This is a genomic window from Phycicoccus duodecadis (assembly GCF_002846495.1).
Classification (GTDB): Bacteria; Actinomycetota; Actinomycetes; order Actinomycetales; family Dermatophilaceae; genus Phycicoccus; species Phycicoccus duodecadis.
Genome location: NZ_PJNE01000001.1, coordinates 1,354,827 through 1,370,629 on the forward strand (window position 1 = coordinate 1,354,827; position 15,803 = coordinate 1,370,629).

Genomic DNA, 15,803 nt, shown 5'->3' on the forward strand with positions numbered 1-15,803 from the left:
CCCACCGCAACAACCCCGCACGTGCCGACCACTGCGCCGCGACCGCGCAGAGCAGCGCCTCAGAGCAACGCGGCGGCCTCGAGCGCGAAGTACGTGAGGACGACCTGCGCCCCGGCCCGGCGGATGCCGATGAGGCTCTCCATCATCACGCGCTCGCGGTCGACCCAGCCGCGCTCGGCGGCCGCCTCGATCTGCGAGTACTCCCCGGAGATCTGGTACGCGACGACCGGCACCGGCGACACGGCGGCCGCCGCGGCGATGACGTCGAGGTGCGGGCCGGCGGGCTTGACCATCACGAGGTCGGCGCCCTCGGCGATGTCGGCCTCGAGCTCGCGCAGTGCCTCGCGCCCGTTGGCGGGGTCCTGCTGGTAGGTGGCGCGGTCGCCGACCAGGGAGGACTGCACCGCCTCGCGGAACGGCCCGTAGAGCCCCGAGGTGTACTTGGCCGCGTAGGCGAGGATCGCGGTATCGGTGTGGCCCGCGGCGTCGAGGGCGGCGCGCACGTACCCGACCTGGCCGTCCATCATCCCGGAGAGCCCGAGCACCGGCGTGCCGACCGCGGCCTGGGCCAGCGCCATCGACGCGTACCGGTCGAGGGTGGCGTCGTTGTCGACGGTGCCGTCGGGCGCCAGCACGCCGCAGTGCCCGTGGTCGGTGAACTCGTCGAGGCAGAGGTCGCTCATCACGACGAGGTCCTCACCGACATCCTCGACCAGCCGGGCCAGCGCGAGGTTGAGGATGCCGTCGGGGTCGTCGGCGCCCGAGCCCCGGGCGTCCTTGGCCTCGGGCACGCCGAAGACCATGATCCCGCCCAGGCCGGCGTCGACGCAGCGGCGCGCCTCGTCGAGCAGGCTGTCGAGGGTGTGCTGCACGACGCCGGGCATGGCCGAGATCGGCACCGGCGCGTCGATGCCCTCACGGACGAAGACCGGCAGCACCAGCTCGGCCGGGTGCAGGCGGGTCTCGGCGACGAGGCGCCGCACGGCCGCGCTGCTGCGGAGCCGGCGGGGCCGCCCCGCCGGGAAGGGAGCCGCGGGGAACGGCCGGGGGCTCACGTCGCGCGCTTCCGGCTGCCGGGCCGGCGCTGGCTGGGGCGGACGACGTCCTCCCCGGCCTCGGCGGCGGCCAGGGCCAGCGAGCGACCGTGGTCGGCGAGCGCGTCGACCAGCGCGACCGCGCTGGGCTCGGGGGCGAGCACGTCGACCCGCAGCCCGTGCTCTTCGGCCGTCTTGGCCGTCGCCGGGCCGATGCACGCGACGATGGTGCCGGGGTGCGGCTTGCCCGCGATGCCCACGAGGTTGCGCACGGTCGAGGACGACGTGAAGAGCACGGCGTCGAAGGCGCCGCCCTTGATGGCGTCGCGCACCGGCTGCGGCGGCGGCGCGGCCCGCACCGTGCGGTAGGCCGTGACGTCGTCGACCTCCCAGCCGTTCTCCTGCAGCCCGGCCACGAGCGTGTCGGTGGCGATGTCGGCCCGCGGCAGGAAGACCCGGTTGATGGGGTCGAGGTCGGGGTCGAAGGGCGGCCACGCCTCGAGCAGGCCGTGGGCCGACTGCTCGTCGGTGGGCACCAGGTCGGGGTTGATGCCCCACTCCCGCAGCGCGTCGGCGGTGACGCCGCCGACCGCCGCGACCCTGAGCCCGGCGAACGAGCGGGCGTCGAGGCCGAACTCGTCGAACTTCTCGCGGATGGCGCGCACGGCGTTGACCGAGGTGAAGCCGACCCACTCGTAGCGCCCGGTGACCATGCCCTTGACGGCGCGCTCGAGCTGCTGCGGGGTGCGCGGCGGCTCGACCGAGATGGTGGGGACGACGTCGGCGGTGGCCCCGTGGTGCTCGAGCCGGGCCGTCATGGACGCCGACTGCTCCTTGGTGCGGGGCACCAGGACGGTCCAGCCGAACAGCGGCTTGGTCTCGAACCACGAGAGCGTCTCGCGCATCGCGACGGTCTCGCCGACCACGGCCAGCACCGGGAAGGAGCCGGCCGCCATGGTGGCGGGAGCCTCGGCGAGGGTGGTGACGAGCGTGCGCTGCTCGGTGCTGGTGCCGCGCTCGGTGACGGCGACCGGCGTGGCCGGGTCGCGGCCCGCGAGGGCCAGGGCCAGCAGGGCGTCGGCGGCCCGGTCGGGCGGCCCGAGGACGACGACGGTGGTCGACGGGGCGACACCGCCCGCGACGTCGGGCGTCGCCCCGCCGGCGACGACGACGTGCACGGCCGTGGAGGACGTCGAGGTGAGCGGGATGCCGGCGTACGCCGGAACGGCGGTGATGGAGCTGACGCCCGGGACGACCTCGAAGGAGATGCCGGCCTTGACGAGCGCCTGCGCCTCCTCGGCGAAGCCGTTGAACACGGTGGGGTCGCCGTCCATGAGCCGGACGACGAGGCCGCCGGGGTGCGCCTTCGCGGCCCGGACGACGAGCTTGGCGCGCGAGGCCTGGGTGAGCCGCTCGCCGTGGTCGCCGTGGCCGGCGTCGACGATCTCGACGTCGGGACGGGCGTGCCGCAGGGCGAGGTCCTCGCGGGCCACCTGGTCGATGACGACGGCGTCGGCGCCGGCCAGCAGCTCGGTGGCACGCACCGTGAGCAGGCCGGGGTCGCCGGGGCCGCCGCCGACGAAGGCGACGCGCGCGGGGACGCGGGGGGACGGGGTGGTCGAGCGCGTGGGGCTCACTGGGCACGCTCCGTGACGGATCGGTCGGTGGACGTGGACGTGGACATCAGGTCGGCGGCTCCGTCGTCGAGGAGCAGCCGGGCGAGGCGGTGCCCGAGGGCGGCCGCCTCCTCGGGGGCACCGGTCAGGGACCGGCGGAGGTCGGCGGAGCCGTCAGGGGCGGCGACGACCGCCCGGAGGGACAGCTCCGCGCCGTCCATCCCCTCGACGACCTCGGCCAGGGCGCCGACCGGGGCCGAGCACCCCGCCTCGAGGTCGGCGAGGACGACGCGCTCGGCGGTGACGCAGGCCCGGGTGTCGGGGTCGTCGAGCGGGGCGACGGCGGCCGCGGTCACGGCGTCGTCGGCGCGGATCTCGACCGCGAGCGCGCCCTGGCCCGGGGCCGGGAGCACCTGGAGCGGGTCGAGCCACTCGGTGACCTCGTCGGCCCGGCCCAGGCGGCGCAGCCCGGCTGCGGCCAGGACGACGGCGTCGAGCCGGCCGTCGTGGACGTGGGCCAGGCGGGTGTCGACGTTGCCGCGCAGGCCGGTGATCTCGAGGCCGAGCCCGAGCGCGGCGAGCTGGGCGTGCCGGCGGGGCGAGCCGGTGCCCACCGTCGAGCCGGCGGGGAGCTCGGCCAGGGTGAGCCCGTCGCGGGCCACGAGGGCGTCGCGGGCGTCCTCGCGCACCGGCACCGCGGCGACCGTGGTGCGCGGGTCGGGCGCGGTGGGCAGGTCCTTGAGGGAGTGCACGGCGAGGTCGACGCGCCCCTCGGCCAGGGCCTCGCGCAGGGCGGAGACGAAGACGCCGGTACCCCCCAGCTGGGCCAGCGGGGTGGTGGTGTCGCGGTCGCCCTGGGTGCTGACCTCGACGAGCTCGACGTCGTGGCCCAGGGAGCGCAGCCGGTCGGCGACCCACGACGACTGGGTGGTCGCGAGGGCCGAGCGCCGGGTGCCGAGGCGCAGCACGGTCACGGCTCCTCCCCCGGGATGACGGGCGGGGCCGAGACCAGCGAGACGTCGCGCGGGTCGAGGTCGAACAGCTCGGACAGGGCCCGGGCGTAGCTGCCGCCCTGGCCGTCCTGGGCGAGCTCCTTGACCCGGACGGTGGGGGTGTGCAGGAGCTTGTCGACGACCCGCTCGACGGCCCGGCGGACCTCGACCCGCTCGGTCTCGCCCATCCCGGGGGTGCGGCGCTCGAGCCGGCGCAGCTCGGTGTCGACCAGGTGCGAGGCGCGCTCGCGCAGGGCGGTGACGGTGGGCGCGACGGCCTGGGCCGAGCGCGCCACGAGGTAGGTGGCGACCTCGACGGTGACGAGCTCGCGGGCCGCGGTGACCTGGGGCGCGGTACCGGCGGAGGCGAGGTCCTCGCCGAGCTCGCCCAGCCCGACGCGGGTGACGGTCGGCAGGTCGGCGACGGCGAGGTCGACGTCGTGCGGCAGCGCGAGGTCGACGTACACCTGGGGGCGGCCCCCCCGGGCCTCGAGGGCCGGGGCCACGTGGTCGGCGGTGATCATCTGGCCCCGGGCGCCGGTGGAGGAGATGACCAGGTCGGCCGCCGCCAGCGCCTCGGCCAGACGGTCGAGCGGGACGGCCGAGCCGCCCACGCGCTCGGCCAGGGACCGGCCGCGCTCGGCGGCGCGGTTGGCGACGACGACCTCGCGGGCGCCGAGGCGCGAGACGGTGGTGGCCGCCAGCGCGCCCATCCCGCCGGCGCCGACGACGAGCACCGACAGGTCGCCGAGCCCACCCAGCACGGCTTCGGCGCGGGTGAGCCCGGCCTGCACCAGCGAGCCGCTGACGAGGTCGATCCCGGTCTCGCTGTGCACCCGCTTGGCGACGCGCAGCGACTGCTGGAACAGGCCGTTGAGGGCGGGCCCGACGTGGCCGTCGCGCTGGGCCCGGGTCAGGCTGCGCCGCACCTGGCCGACGATCTGGGCCTCGCCGACGGCCATCGAGTCGAGGCCGGCGGCGACGTTGAAGGCATGGGCGATGCCGCGGTCCTCGTAGTGCACGTACAGGTGCGGCTGGAGCACGGCGCGGTCGAGGTCGCAGGCGGCCGCGATGGCGTTGGTGATGTCGACCAGCGCCCCGTGGAAGGTCAGCGCCTCGGCGTAGACCTCGGTGCGGTTGCACGTCGAGAGGACGACGGCCTCGGTGACGTGGTCCGAGCGCAGGACGGCGGCCTCGAGGTCGGAGGCGGAGACGGGGTCGAGCGCCACCGACTCGAGGAGGGCCAGGGGGGCGCCGTGGTGCGACAGCCCGAGGACGACGAGGCTCACCGGGCCACCGCCTCGGCGACGGCCGACCGGTGCCCGTGGAAGGCGAGGATCTGCAGCTCGGTGGAGAGGTCGACCCGGCGCACGGTGACGTCGTCGGGGACGGTCAGCACCACGGAGGCGAAGTTGAGCACCGAGCGGACCCCGGCCTCGACCAGCAGGTCGCAGGCGACCTGGGCACCGTCGGGCGGGGTGGCGATGACCCCGATGGCGAGCCCTTGCTCGTGCACGAGCTCGGGCAGGGCGCTCATCGGGCGCACCGGGCACCCGGCGACCTCCTCGCCGACGATCCGCTCGTCGTGGTCGAGCAGCGCGATGACGCGGAACCCGCGCTCGGCGAAGCCGCGGTAGGCGGCCAGCGCGCGGCCCAGGTTGCCCATCCCGACGATGGCGACGGGCCAGTCCTGGGTCAGGCCCAGCGCGGCGGCGATCTCGGAGGCGAGGTGCTCGACGTCGTAGCCGACCCCGCGCACGCCGTAGCTGCCGAGGTGCGAGAGGTCCTTGCGCAGCATCGCGGAGCTGACGCCGGCGCCGGCCGCGAGCTCCTCGGAGCTGACCGAGGCGGTGCCGGCGGCGGCGAGGGCGGTGAGGGCCCGCAGGTACCCCGGCAGACGGGCCACCGCTGCGTCCGGGACATCCCGGCGGGCGGCTGCTGCGGTGGACACGAGCGGTCCGGCTCCTTTCGGGGCCGCGGGCATGGGGGCAGCGAGCGAGAGGCTCGCGAGGACCCGCGGACCCCGCCAGCCTACGACTTTGTGAAGGGAGGCACAAAGTCGCGCGGGGACCCGGTGAGACTCCTCACAAGGTTGATGTGCTAAGCGCCGGCGCGGCCGGCCGGCCCCTCCGGCGCCGGGGCCGCCAGGGCCGCCCGCAGCCGGGTCTCGTCGACCCGCCAGAAGTCGTGCTGGCGGCCGTCGACCAGCGTCACGGGTACCTCCTCGGTCCAGCGCGCGCGCCGCGCCGGCTCCACGTCGCGGTCGACGTCGAGCTCCTCCCAGCCGACGCCGAGGTCGGCGCAGACCCGCTCGACGACCTCCCGCGCGACGTCGCACAGGTGGCAGCCCACCCGCCCGACGAGCGTGACCCGCACCGGCGGCTCCATCAGAAGAAGACCGACCGCCGCTGCATCAGCAGGGTGTAGAGGGTCTGCTGGATGGTCTCGCGCACCTGGTCGGTGAGGTCGAAGACCAGCATCGGGTCGTCGGCCGCCCCGGGCTCGTGGCCGGCGGTGCTGATGGGCGCGCCGAACTCGATGATCCACTTGCTCGGCAGCGGCACCATCCCGAGCGGGCCGAGCAGCGGCCAGGTGGGGGTGACCGGGGCGTACGGCAGCCCGAAGAGGCGGGCCAGGGTGGGCATCGAGCCGATGATCGGGTAGATCTCCTCGGCGCCCACCACCGAGCACGGCACGATGGGGACGCCGGCGGCGAGCGCCGCCGCCACGAACCCGCCGCGCCCGAAGCGCTGCAGCTTGTAGCGCTCGCTGAAGCGCTTGCCGGTGCCCTTGAAGCCCTCCGGGAAGACGCCGACCAGCTCGCCGCGCGCGAAGAGACGCTCGGCGTCCTCGCTGGTGGCCAGGGTCGAGCCCGACCGGCGGGCGATGGTGCCGATGAACGGGGTCTGGAACACCAGGTCGGCGCCGAGGGCGCGCATGGTGCGGTGGGCGGGGTGCTCGTCGTGGATGGCGAGCTGGACCATGAGCGAGTCCATCGCGATGGTGCCGGAGTGGTTCGCCACGACGAGCGCGCCGCCCTCGGCAGGGATGTTCTCGATGCCGCGCACCTCGACCCGGAACCAGTGCCGGTAGAGCGGGCGCAGCATCGGGTAGAAGACGTTCTCGGTGAAGTGGTCGTCGAAGCCGAAGTCGTCGACGCCGTAGTCGCCGTCGAGGCGGCGGCGCAGGAACGCCAGCACCTGGGCCACCCGGGCCTCGACGTCCTCGGGGGCGACCCCGGTGGCCTGCGCGGCCAGCCGCAGCCCTGCGACCAGGGCCTCGACCAGCTCGGCGGCGTCGGGGACCGGCACGCCGCTGCGGGCGGGAGCGTGGACCACGGTGGGGTCGAGGGGCGGCGGGGCGACCGGCGCGGGCTCGGCCAGGCGCAGGTGGGGGCGGCGGGCGACCGCGTCACGCCGGGCCTTCTCGCGGGGCGAGACCCGCCGGGAGCCGGTGCGTTCGCCGGCCTGGGTGGTGGCACGGGCCGACGGGGCCGAGGTGACCCGCGGGGCGGGTCGGTGCTTGCGGGCGGCGGGGGTCGCGGGGACCGGCGCCGGTACCTGACGTGGCCTGTCGGACGACCCGGGGACGGGCGCGGCGGCCCGCTCGGGCGCGACCGGCCGGACGGTGGCGGCCGTCCTCGTGGTCGTGGCCTTCTTCGTCGCCGCCGGCGTGGCCTTCTGCGTCGCCGACTTCGTGGGCTTCTTCTTCGTCGTGGCCTTCTTCGCGGCGGGAGCCGCGGTCACCGGGTCGGCGCCGATCAGCGGCGTGGCCCGGCGGCGCGCACGCTCGCCGGTGGCCCGGGCGGCACCGGCGGCGAGGGTCCCGCGGCCGGCCATCAGCGCGCGCTCCCGGCGCCGAGGGAGCGCAGCACGGCCTGGCTGGCGAGCCCCGCGACGCCGCTGACGGCGTCCGTGACGACCTGGGCCCTGGGCACGGCCGCCCCGAGGGTGCCCGCGAAGGCGGCGAACGCCTCCCGCGAGGTGTAGCGCGGCTCGAAAGCGAGGACGGTGCGCATCCGGGTGGTGTCGAGGCCCCGCCCGAACGCGAGGAAGGACATCTGGTCGGGCGAGAAGTCGGCCAGTCCCAGGCGCCGGGTGACGCCACCGACCAGCCCGGCGCTCGGCAGCGGGATGGGCAGCATCGGCCGGGCGGCCATGGCGACCGCCTGGTGCACGGTGACGACGCCGTCGCCCGCGATGTTCACGACGCCGGTGGCGGAGCCGGTCGCCCCCAGGACGAGGGCGTCGATGGCGTCGTCCTCGTGGACGAACTGCATCCGGGCGTCGTACCCGAGCGGCACCGGCACGACCGGCAGCGAGAAGTAGTCGGTGACCGAGGTGCGGATCTTGGGGCCCAGCACGTTGGCGAAGCGCAGCATCAGGATCTCGGTGTCGGGCCGGCGCCGGGCGAAGCCGCGCACGTACCCCTCGACCTCGATGGAGTCCTTGCCGAACCCGCCGCTGGGCGAGCGGCGCGCGGCCATGTCCTCGGTGAACATCGCGGGGTCACGCGAGGTCGAGCCGTAGACGGCCGCCGAGGACTTCACGACCAGCCGGCGCACCGTCGTCGACTTCTGGCACGCCGCGAGGAGCTGCATCGTCCCGATGACGTTGATCTCCTTCTGCGGCGTGCGGCCGCCCACGAAGGTCGGGGTGGCGATGACGTTCATGTGCACGACGGTGTCGACGCCGGCCTGCTCGATGACCCGCGAGATCATCGGGTTGCGGATGTCGGCGCGGACGAACTCGACGTCGCCGATGTCCTGCGGCGGGGGGATCACGTCGACCCCCACCACGCGCTCGACGCCCGGTTCGGCGGCCAGGCGGCGCGCGAGGAGGCCTCCGAGGTACCGGGACACCCCGGTCACGAGGACGACTCTCGCCACGGCCTGCTCCTTCACGTCACGGGTCACGCGCGGGCTACCCCCGACAGTACCCACTGACCGCGCGGGCGGCAGGACCGGTGCCGCCGGTGGCAGCGGGACGACAAAGGCCCCCGGCCGTGCCGGGGACCTTCGGCGGTCAGAGGTGACTCGGGGTCACTTCTTGTTGCGACGCTGGTGACGCGTCTTGCGCAGCAGCTTGCGGTGCTTCTTCTTGGCCATCCGCTTGCGCCGCTTCTTGATGACTGAACCCATGCGATGTCCCTCGTCGTGGAGCGTGGAAGTACGGCTGCCCACCCTACCGCCGCGGCGCCGACCGCCCAAACGCGGCGGTCGGACACGGACGGAGGGGCCGCCCCGACCAGGTCGGGACGGCCCCTCCGGTGCCGACGCGTGGGGATGCGCTCACGCAGTGTCGACGAACGAGCTCTTGAGGTACGCGTGCACCTCGTCCTCCGGGACCCGGAAGGACCGGCCGACCCGGATGGCGGGAAGCTCGCCGCCGTGGACCATGCGGTAGACCGTCATCTTCGAGACGCGCATGATCGCTGCGACCTCGGCGACGGTGAGGAACCGCACCTCGCCGAGCTGACGCTCCGTGGACATCTGAACCTCGATCTTCTGCACCACGCAGTGCCGGAAGTCAGCGCCGGCTTGGCTCCCTGCGTCGTGCTGTCGCAACCATAGGGGCAGTTGTGACGATAGTGAAGGGGAACCAGACGAATTGGTCGCGGATGTCCAGCCGACACGCCGAGGTGACGCAGAGAAACTCGTGGGACGCCCCATCCGGCGGACGGGCCGGCCCCGGTCACTCGAACCAGGGGTCCAGCCCGTGGAGGGGGAAGACCGCCTGGCGCGTGGCGAAGACGGAGCGGTCGAGGGGGTGGTCGGGGTTGTGCCCCATCGTCCACGGCTGCACCCAGATCGGGAGCCGGTCCTCGGGCAGGTCGCCCATCCGGCGCGGGCCCGGGCGGCCAAGAAGCTCCTGGACGTGCGAGCGCCAGTCCTCAGGGACGGGGGTCCGCACGTCGACGGGGACGTGGGCCGCGATGGCGGTCAGGTGCGTCCACGAGCGGGGGACGACGTCGACCAGCTCGTAGCCGCCGCCGCCGAGGGCGACCCACCGCCCGTCGCACACCTCGTGGGCGAGGGTGTGCAGCTCGTCGTGGGCCCTCCGCTGGGCGTCGACGGTGATGGCCAGGTGCGCCAGGGGGTCCTCGAGGTGGGTGTCGCAGCCGTGCTGGGTCACCAGCACCTGGGGCGCGAAGGCCCGCACCAGCGGGGGGACCACGGCGTCGATCGCCCGCAGCCACGACGCGTCGGTCGTGCCGGGAGGCAGGGCCACGTCGGCCACGCTCCCCCGCGCGTCGGGCCCGCCGACGTCACCGGGCCAGCCGGTACCGGGGAAGAGGTGGCGCCCGCTCTCGTGCAGCGAGATCGTCAGCACCCGCGGGTCGTTCCAGAACGCGCGCTCGACACCGTCGCCGTGGTGCACGTCGATGTCGACGTACGCGACCCGCTCGACGCCGTGGTCGAGGAGCCACTGGATGCCGACCACGATGTCGTTGTAGATGCAGAAGCCGCTGGCGTGCGAGCGCATCGCGTGGTGCAGGCCGCCGCAGTAGTTGACGCCGTGGTCGGCCTCGCCCTCCCAGACCCGGCGGCAGACCTCGACGGTGCCCTGCACGATGCGGGCCGAGGCCTCGTGCATCCCGCGGAAGGCCGGGTCGTCGTCGGTGCCGAGACCGCGGTGGGGGTCGGCGGCGGCGGGGTCGGCCGAGGCGGCGCGCACCGCCTCGATGTAGGCGGGATCGTGCGCGGTGGCGAGCAGCTCGTCGGAGGCGACGCCGGGGCGCACGAGGTCGACGTGGTCGAGCACCCCCAGTGCGCGTGCCAGGCGGGTGGTGAGGTCGAGGCGGACCGGGTTCATGGGGTGGTCGGGCCCGAAGTCGTAGGCGGTGAACACGTCGTCCCACACGACGCTCGTCCGATGGGCCATGGCTGCACGCTACACAGCGCCACCGTGGCAGGCTGGGCCCCGACCGGACCGGATCCTGGGAGGACGACGATGGGCAGAGGCCCGCGCAGCGACGACGAGGTGCTCGTCATCGGGCTCGGCCGCTTCGGGGCCGCAGCCGCACTCGAGCTCGGACGGCTCGGGCACAAGGTGACGGCGGTCGAGAAGGACGGCTTCCTGGCCGAGAAGTTCCTCGGCCGGATCAGCCAGGTGGTGCACGGTGACGCCAGCGACGCCGGGGTCATCCGCGACGCCAGGGCCGGCCGCTTCCACATCGCGATCGTGGCGATCGGCTCCTCGGTCGAGGCCTCGGTGCTGGCGGCCGCCAACCTGGTCGACGCCGGGGTGCCCGCCATCTGGGCCAAGGCGCTCTCGCCCGAGCACGCCCGCATCCTCGACCGGATCGGGGTGCACCACATCGTGCGGCCCGAGGCCGACACCGGCCGCCGGGTGGCGCACCTGGTGGGCGGCCGGATGCAGGACTACATCGAGTTCGACGACGGGTTCGCCATCGTCAAGATGCGCCCGCCCACCGAGGCGGTCGGCTTCACCCTGGAGCAGAGCCAGATCCGCAGCAAGTACGGCGTCACGGTGGTGGGGGTCAAGGCCCCCGGCGAGGACTTCACCTACGCCGTGCCGAGCACCAAGGTCTCGGCGCACGACACCCTGATCGTCAGTGGCCCGACCACGCTCATCGAGCGGCTGGCCGCGCGCCCCTGACGTCCCTCCCCCGGGCCGCGCAGCGGCTCAGACCGCGGGCAGGCCGCCGCGGTCGCCGGTCAGCGAGAGGGTCATGGCGACCTCCTCCTCGCCGTCGTCCTCGGAGACGACGCGCATCGGGCGACGGTGCTCGGTGGGCCGGAACCCGAAGCTGCTGGCGAAGGCCACGGCCCGGCCGTTGTCGGTGCCCACCCAGTAGTAGAGGTGCGAGCGGCCCTGGTCGGCGGCGACCCGGGCCCCGGCCCGCACCAGGTGGGCGGCGACGCCGGTGCCGCGCGCCTCGGGGCGCACCCAGAGGCCGAACAGCTGCGCGACCTCCTCGTGGTCCTCGTGGTCGCCGACGCTGGCGATGCCGACGGCCTCGCCGTCGACCTCGGCCAGGAGCCGCACCGAGCGCTCCATCCGGGCCCGCCAGAAGCTCTCGGGCTCGGCCTCCTCGTCGGCGTGGGAGGCCACGAAGGCCTCGGGCGACTCGGTGAGGGCGGTGAGGCGCATCGAGCGGTACTGGTCCCACTCGTCGACGCCCAGCGGACGCACCGTGATCTCGCTCATGGCACAGCACTCTCCCACGACACCCGTGGGGGTCGGCAAGCGGGACGGTGAACAGTCGGTGCGCGCTCAGGCCCCGGCGCCCAGGTCGAGCACCATCCCGTCCTCGACGCAGGTGGGGTCCCAGGGCATGGTGCCGGAGGTCCCGGTGAGGACGAAACCACGGCTCAGGTAGAAGCGGCAGGCCCGGGTGTTCTCGCGGGCGACCTCGAGCAGGACCCGTGTGCGGCCGTCGGCGCGGGCCTGGGCCACGGCGGTCTCGACCAGGGTCGCGGCCACCCCGCTGCCGCGCGCGGCTGCGGTGACCCACATCCCGACGAGGTACGCCTCGTGGGCGGGCTGGTGGTCGGCGTGCCAGAGCGCCACGGTGCCGACCGGCCGGTCGCCGTCCCACGCCAGCCAGGTGCCCGGGCCGCTGGTGGCGTGGGTGCGCCAGTCGTCGTCGGTGCGCGCGGCGGCCTCGGCGTAGCGGGTCCAGAAGGCCCGCGGGCTGTCGATGAGGGCGGCCAGCCGCACGTCGCGGTAGGCGCGCCAGGTGGCCTCGGTGACCCGCTCGACCCGCAGCCCCGGGTGCACGCCGGGGCCGCCCTCAGCCACCGGCCAGCTCGGCGCTGCGGGTGGCGGCGGCCTCCATCGCGCTGATGAACGCGGCCCGCACCTTGTGGTCGTCCATGACGCGCAGCGCGGCGGCCGTGGTGCCACCCGGGGAGGTGACCTGCTCACGCAGCACCGTGGGGTGCTGGCCCGTCTCCTTGATCATGGTCGCGGCGCCGAACAGGGTCTGCACCACGAGCTCGGTGGCGGTGGCCCGCGGCATCCCGAGGACGACGCCGGCCTCGATCATCGCCTCGACGACGTAGAAGATGTAGGCGGGGCCGCTGCCGGAGATGGCGGTGACGGCGTCCTGGAGCTTCTCGGGCACCTCGAGCACCTTGCCGGTCGCGGCCAGCAGCCCCTGGGCCTCGGCCAGGTGCGCGGCCTCGCAGTGCGCGCCGGACGAGACCGCCGCCATCCCCTGGTCGACCAGCGCCGGGGTGTTGGGCATGACCCGCACCACCGCGCGGCCCTCGGGCAGGCGCGCCTCGAGGAACGCCGTCGTGATGCCCGCCGCCAGGCTGACGACGAGGTTGCCGGGGGCCACGTGCGGGGCCACCTCCTCGAGCAGCGCGCCCATGTCCTGGGGCTTGACGACCAGCACGAGGGTGTCGGCGGCGGCCGCGGCCTCGGCGTTGTCGAGGACCCGTACGCCGTAGCGCTCGGCGAGCTCGGCGGCCCGCTCGGGCCGCCGCTCGGTGATGACGAGGCTGTCGGCCGGGCGCCCCGAGCGCAGCAGCCCCGAGAGGAGCGTCTCGCCCATGACGCCGGCACCGAAGATCGCGACCGTACCCATGGCGCGACCCTACGGCCTCAGCCCCGCGAGGTGAGCGAGCGCAGGAAGAACCGGACGTTGGCCGGGCGCTCGGCCAGGCGGCGCACCAGGTAGCCGTACCAGTCACGCCCGAACGGCACGTACACGCGCATCTGGTGGCCGCGGTCGGCGATGCGCTTCTGCTCGAGGTCGCGGATGCCGAGCAGCATCTGCAGCTCGTAGCTGTCGGGGCGCCGGTCGTGGTGGCCGGCCAGGGCCTGGGCGATCTCGACCAGGCGCGGGTCGTGGGTGGCCACCATGGGGTAGCCGTCGCCGGCCATCAGGACCTTCAGGCAGCGCACGTACGACAGGTCGACGTCGGCGCCGTCCTGGAAGGCGACCGACTCGGGCTCCTTGTAGGCGCCCTTGCACAGGCGTACCCGGCTGCCCTCGCCCGCCAGGTCGCGGCAGTCGGCCTCGGTGCGGTGCAGGTAGGCCTGCAGCACGGCCCCGACCCAGGGGAAGTCGGCCCGCAGCGCGCGGACGGTCTCGAGGGTGCGGTCGGTGGTGGTGTGGTCCTCCATGTCGAGGGTGACCGTGGTGCCGGCCTTCTCGGCGGCCTCGCACACGGCCCGGGCGTTGTCGAGGGCGATGGCGTCGCCGTCGCGCGGGATGGACTGGCCGACGGCGCTGAGCTTGACGCTGACCTCGGTGGCGCCGTAGCGGGCGAGGTCGGCCTCGGTGAGGGCCTCGAGCAGGGCGATGTAGGTGTCGCGGGTACGGGCCGCCTGCTCGCGGTCGGTGACGTCCTCGCCGAGGTGGTCGATGGTGGCGAGCCGGTTGGTGGCGCGCAGGTCGGCGGTGGTCGAGACGGCGTCCTCGACGGCCTCGCCCGCGACGTAGCGGTCGACGACCGCCCGGCTGACGGGGGCGGCGACCACCGCCCGGCGGACGGTGTCGGACTCGGAGAGCTGCAGCAGTGCTCCGCGGAGCAGGTCGGAGGCGTCCACGGGCAGCAGGCTAACCGCCCGCGGCGTCGATCGACGCGCGAGGCGCGGGCCGCCGCCTCAGGGCGTGCGCCGCCGCAGGGTGAGGCTGCCGAGGACCAATGCGAGCACGACCCAGAGCGCGATCATCCCGAGGCTGGGCAGCACCTCGGCGAGCGGGTGGGCGTCGGTGGTCACCTGCTGCATGGCGGCGACCGCGTACGACAGGGGCAGGACGTCCGAGAACAGCTCGAGGGGACGCGGCAGGTCGGCGCGCGGCTGGATGAGCCCGCACAGCAGGAACTGGGGCAGCACGAAGGCCGGCATGAACTGCACCGCCTGGAACTCCGAGCGCGCGAACCCCGACGCCAGCAGGCCGAGCGCGGTGCCGAGCACCGCGTCGACCAGGGCGATGACCACCAGCAGCCACAGGGGGCCGGCGATGTCGAGCCCGGCGACCCACACCGCGAACGCGGTCGCCACGAGGGCCTGGACGACGGCCACGATGCCGAACGCGAGCGCGTAGCCGAGCATCAGGTCGCCCTTGGCCATCGGGCTGGTGAGCAGCCGCTCGAGGGTGCCCGAGGTGCGCTCGCGCAGCGTCGCGATGCTCGTGACGAGGAACATCACCACGAACGGGAAGACGCCGAGCAGGGCCGGCCCGATGCGGTCGAACACGTCGACGGGCGCGTCGGCGTACACCCAGGCCAGGAGCCCCAGCAGCACGCACGGCACGACCACGATGAGGGCGACGGTGCGGTGGTCGGCGCGCAGCTGGCGCAGGACCCGGGCCGCGGTGGCGAGCGTGATGCGGGGGCTCATCCGGCCGCCTCCTCGCCGCGGGTCGTCCCGCCGCGGGACTCCACGAGCGTCAGGAAGGCCTGTTCGGCGTCGGCGGCACCCGTGCGGGAGAGCAGCTCCGGCAGCGTCGAGTCGCTGAGGATGTGGCCGTCGCGCAGCAGCAGGAGCCGGTCGCAGCGGGTGGCCTCGTCCATCACGTGGCTCGAGACCAGCACGGTGGCCCCGGCCGCGGCCAGCCGCCCGAAGAGGGCCCACAGGTCGCGGCGCAGCACCGGGTCGAGGCCGACCGTCGGCTCGTCGAGCACCAGCAGGTCGGGCGAGCCCACGAGCACGCAGGCCAGGCTGGCCCGCGAGCGCTGCCCACCCGAGAGGCGGTCGACCCGGACCCCCGCGTGGTCGGCGAGGTCGACGTCATCCATTGCCCGGTCGGCGGCGTCGGGCGGTGCGCCGAGCACCTGCCCGAAGTAGCGCACGTTGTCGCGCACGCTGAGGTCGCCGTAGACGCTGGGCGCCTGGGTCAGGTAGCCGACCCGGTGGCGCAGCGCGGGCGACCCGGCGGGAGCGCCGAGCACGGTGACGGTGCCGCTCTCGACCACCTGGACGCCGACGACGGCGCGCATCAGGGTCGACTTGCCGCCGCCGCTCGGGCCCAGGAGCCCCACGACCTGGCCGGTGGGCACGCGCAGCGAGAGGTCGGGCAGCACCGGGCGGCCGCCGCGGACGACGCACAGGTGCTCGACCACCACCGCGTCGTCGACGGGCGGTGATGGCTGCGCTCGGCTGCCGGTCCCGGCCACCCCCAGAACCTCCCACTCGGGATGCCGCGGCACAAGGACCGCCGGCGGACGGGCCGGC

The 15,803-nt window shown here is 74.8% G+C and carries 18 protein-coding genes; 1 reads left to right on the plus strand and 17 read right to left on the minus strand.

What is annotated here, in order from left to right; all coding sequences use genetic code 11:
- Positions 1 to 59: 59 nt before the first annotated feature.
- From hemB to ATL31_RS06275, 11 genes are all read right to left on the minus strand, one after another.
- Positions 60 to 1,055, minus strand: a complete 996-nt coding sequence (hemB, locus tag ATL31_RS06225; protein ID WP_101395011.1) for a porphobilinogen synthase — start codon at positions 1,053 to 1,055, stop codon at positions 60 to 62.
- The gene (locus ATL31_RS06230; RefSeq protein WP_101395012.1) at positions 1,052 to 2,671 is read right to left on the minus strand and encodes a bifunctional uroporphyrinogen-III C-methyltransferase/uroporphyrinogen-III synthase; all 1,620 of its coding nucleotides are present in this window, start codon (positions 2,669 to 2,671) and stop codon (positions 1,052 to 1,054) included. Before ATL31_RS06230 ends, hemB begins: the two co-directional genes overlap by 4 nt.
- Positions 2,668 to 3,624: a hydroxymethylbilane synthase gene (hemC, locus tag ATL31_RS06235; protein WP_101395013.1), complete on the minus strand. Its 957-nt coding sequence runs from the start codon at positions 3,622 to 3,624 to the stop codon at positions 2,668 to 2,670. The genes ATL31_RS06230 and hemC overlap by 4 nt, the downstream gene beginning before the upstream one ends.
- Entirely contained in the window at positions 3,621 to 4,931 is a 1,311-nt protein-coding gene (locus tag ATL31_RS06240; protein WP_101395014.1) for a glutamyl-tRNA reductase, read from the minus strand. The genes hemC and ATL31_RS06240 overlap by 4 nt, the downstream gene beginning before the upstream one ends.
- On the minus strand, positions 4,928 to 5,593 hold the full coding sequence (locus tag ATL31_RS06245; RefSeq protein ID WP_211283972.1) for a redox-sensing transcriptional repressor Rex: 666 nt from the start codon (positions 5,591 to 5,593) through the stop codon (positions 4,928 to 4,930). The genes ATL31_RS06240 and ATL31_RS06245 overlap by 4 nt, the downstream gene beginning before the upstream one ends.
- 149 nt (positions 5,594 to 5,742) lie before the next feature.
- A complete protein-coding gene (locus ATL31_RS06250) occupies positions 5,743 to 6,018 on the minus strand; it encodes a glutaredoxin family protein (RefSeq protein ID WP_342749464.1) in 276 nt (91 codons plus the stop codon).
- An 11-nt stretch (positions 6,019 to 6,029) separates the two neighbouring features.
- Complete coding sequence (locus ATL31_RS06255; RefSeq protein ID WP_101395017.1) at positions 6,030 to 7,481, minus strand: lysophospholipid acyltransferase family protein; 1,452 nt, start codon at positions 7,479 to 7,481, stop codon at positions 6,030 to 6,032.
- Positions 7,481 to 8,530, minus strand: a complete 1,050-nt coding sequence (locus ATL31_RS06260) for an NAD-dependent epimerase/dehydratase family protein (RefSeq protein WP_101397300.1) — start codon at positions 8,528 to 8,530, stop codon at positions 7,481 to 7,483. The genes ATL31_RS06255 and ATL31_RS06260 overlap by 1 nt, the downstream gene beginning before the upstream one ends.
- A 153-nt stretch (positions 8,531 to 8,683) precedes the next feature.
- Positions 8,684 to 8,782 carry a 30S ribosomal protein bS22 gene (locus ATL31_RS06265; RefSeq protein WP_003792170.1) on the minus strand — a complete coding sequence of 33 codons (99 nt, stop codon included), beginning with the start codon at positions 8,780 to 8,782 and terminating at the stop codon, positions 8,684 to 8,686.
- 150 nt (positions 8,783 to 8,932) lie between these two features.
- Positions 8,933 to 9,133: a helix-turn-helix domain-containing protein gene (locus ATL31_RS06270; RefSeq protein WP_055816340.1), complete on the minus strand. Its 201-nt coding sequence runs from the start codon at positions 9,131 to 9,133 to the stop codon at positions 8,933 to 8,935.
- Positions 9,134 to 9,335: 202 nt separating this feature from the next.
- A complete protein-coding gene (locus ATL31_RS06275) occupies positions 9,336 to 10,526 on the minus strand; it encodes an acetoin utilization protein AcuC (protein ID WP_101395018.1) in 1,191 nt (396 codons plus the stop codon).
- Between the two features lie 69 nt (positions 10,527 to 10,595).
- On the opposite strand from ATL31_RS06275, the gene ATL31_RS06280 reads away from it, so the two are divergent.
- Positions 10,596 to 11,264, plus strand: coding sequence for a potassium channel family protein (locus tag ATL31_RS06280; RefSeq protein WP_101395019.1), 669 nt, complete (start codon positions 10,596 to 10,598; stop codon positions 11,262 to 11,264).
- Positions 11,265 to 11,291: 27 nt separating this feature from the next.
- On the opposite strand, the gene ATL31_RS06285 is transcribed toward ATL31_RS06280, so the two are convergent.
- The 6 genes from ATL31_RS06285 to ATL31_RS06310 form a co-directional block, all read right to left on the minus strand.
- Entirely contained in the window at positions 11,292 to 11,816 is a 525-nt protein-coding gene (locus tag ATL31_RS06285) for a GNAT family N-acetyltransferase (protein WP_101395020.1), read from the minus strand.
- Positions 11,817 to 11,882: 66 nt separating this feature from the next.
- The gene (locus ATL31_RS06290) at positions 11,883 to 12,410 is read right to left on the minus strand and encodes a GNAT family N-acetyltransferase (RefSeq protein WP_158239793.1); all 528 of its coding nucleotides are present in this window, start codon (positions 12,408 to 12,410) and stop codon (positions 11,883 to 11,885) included.
- Positions 12,403 to 13,203, minus strand: coding sequence for a pyrroline-5-carboxylate reductase (gene proC, locus ATL31_RS06295; RefSeq protein ID WP_101395022.1), 801 nt, complete (start codon positions 13,201 to 13,203; stop codon positions 12,403 to 12,405). Before proC ends, ATL31_RS06290 begins: the two co-directional genes overlap by 8 nt.
- Before the next feature lie 17 nt (positions 13,204 to 13,220).
- Complete coding sequence (locus ATL31_RS06300; protein ID WP_101395023.1) at positions 13,221 to 14,171, minus strand: proline dehydrogenase family protein; 951 nt, start codon at positions 14,169 to 14,171, stop codon at positions 13,221 to 13,223.
- A 57-nt stretch (positions 14,172 to 14,228) separates the two neighbouring features.
- The gene (locus tag ATL31_RS06305; RefSeq protein WP_101395024.1) at positions 14,229 to 14,969 is read right to left on the minus strand and encodes an ABC transporter permease; all 741 of its coding nucleotides are present in this window, start codon (positions 14,967 to 14,969) and stop codon (positions 14,229 to 14,231) included.
- Complete coding sequence (locus ATL31_RS06310; protein ID WP_101395025.1) at positions 14,966 to 15,745, minus strand: ABC transporter ATP-binding protein; 780 nt, start codon at positions 15,743 to 15,745, stop codon at positions 14,966 to 14,968. The genes ATL31_RS06305 and ATL31_RS06310 overlap by 4 nt, the downstream gene beginning before the upstream one ends.
- Between the last annotated feature and the right edge of the window lie 58 nt (positions 15,746 to 15,803).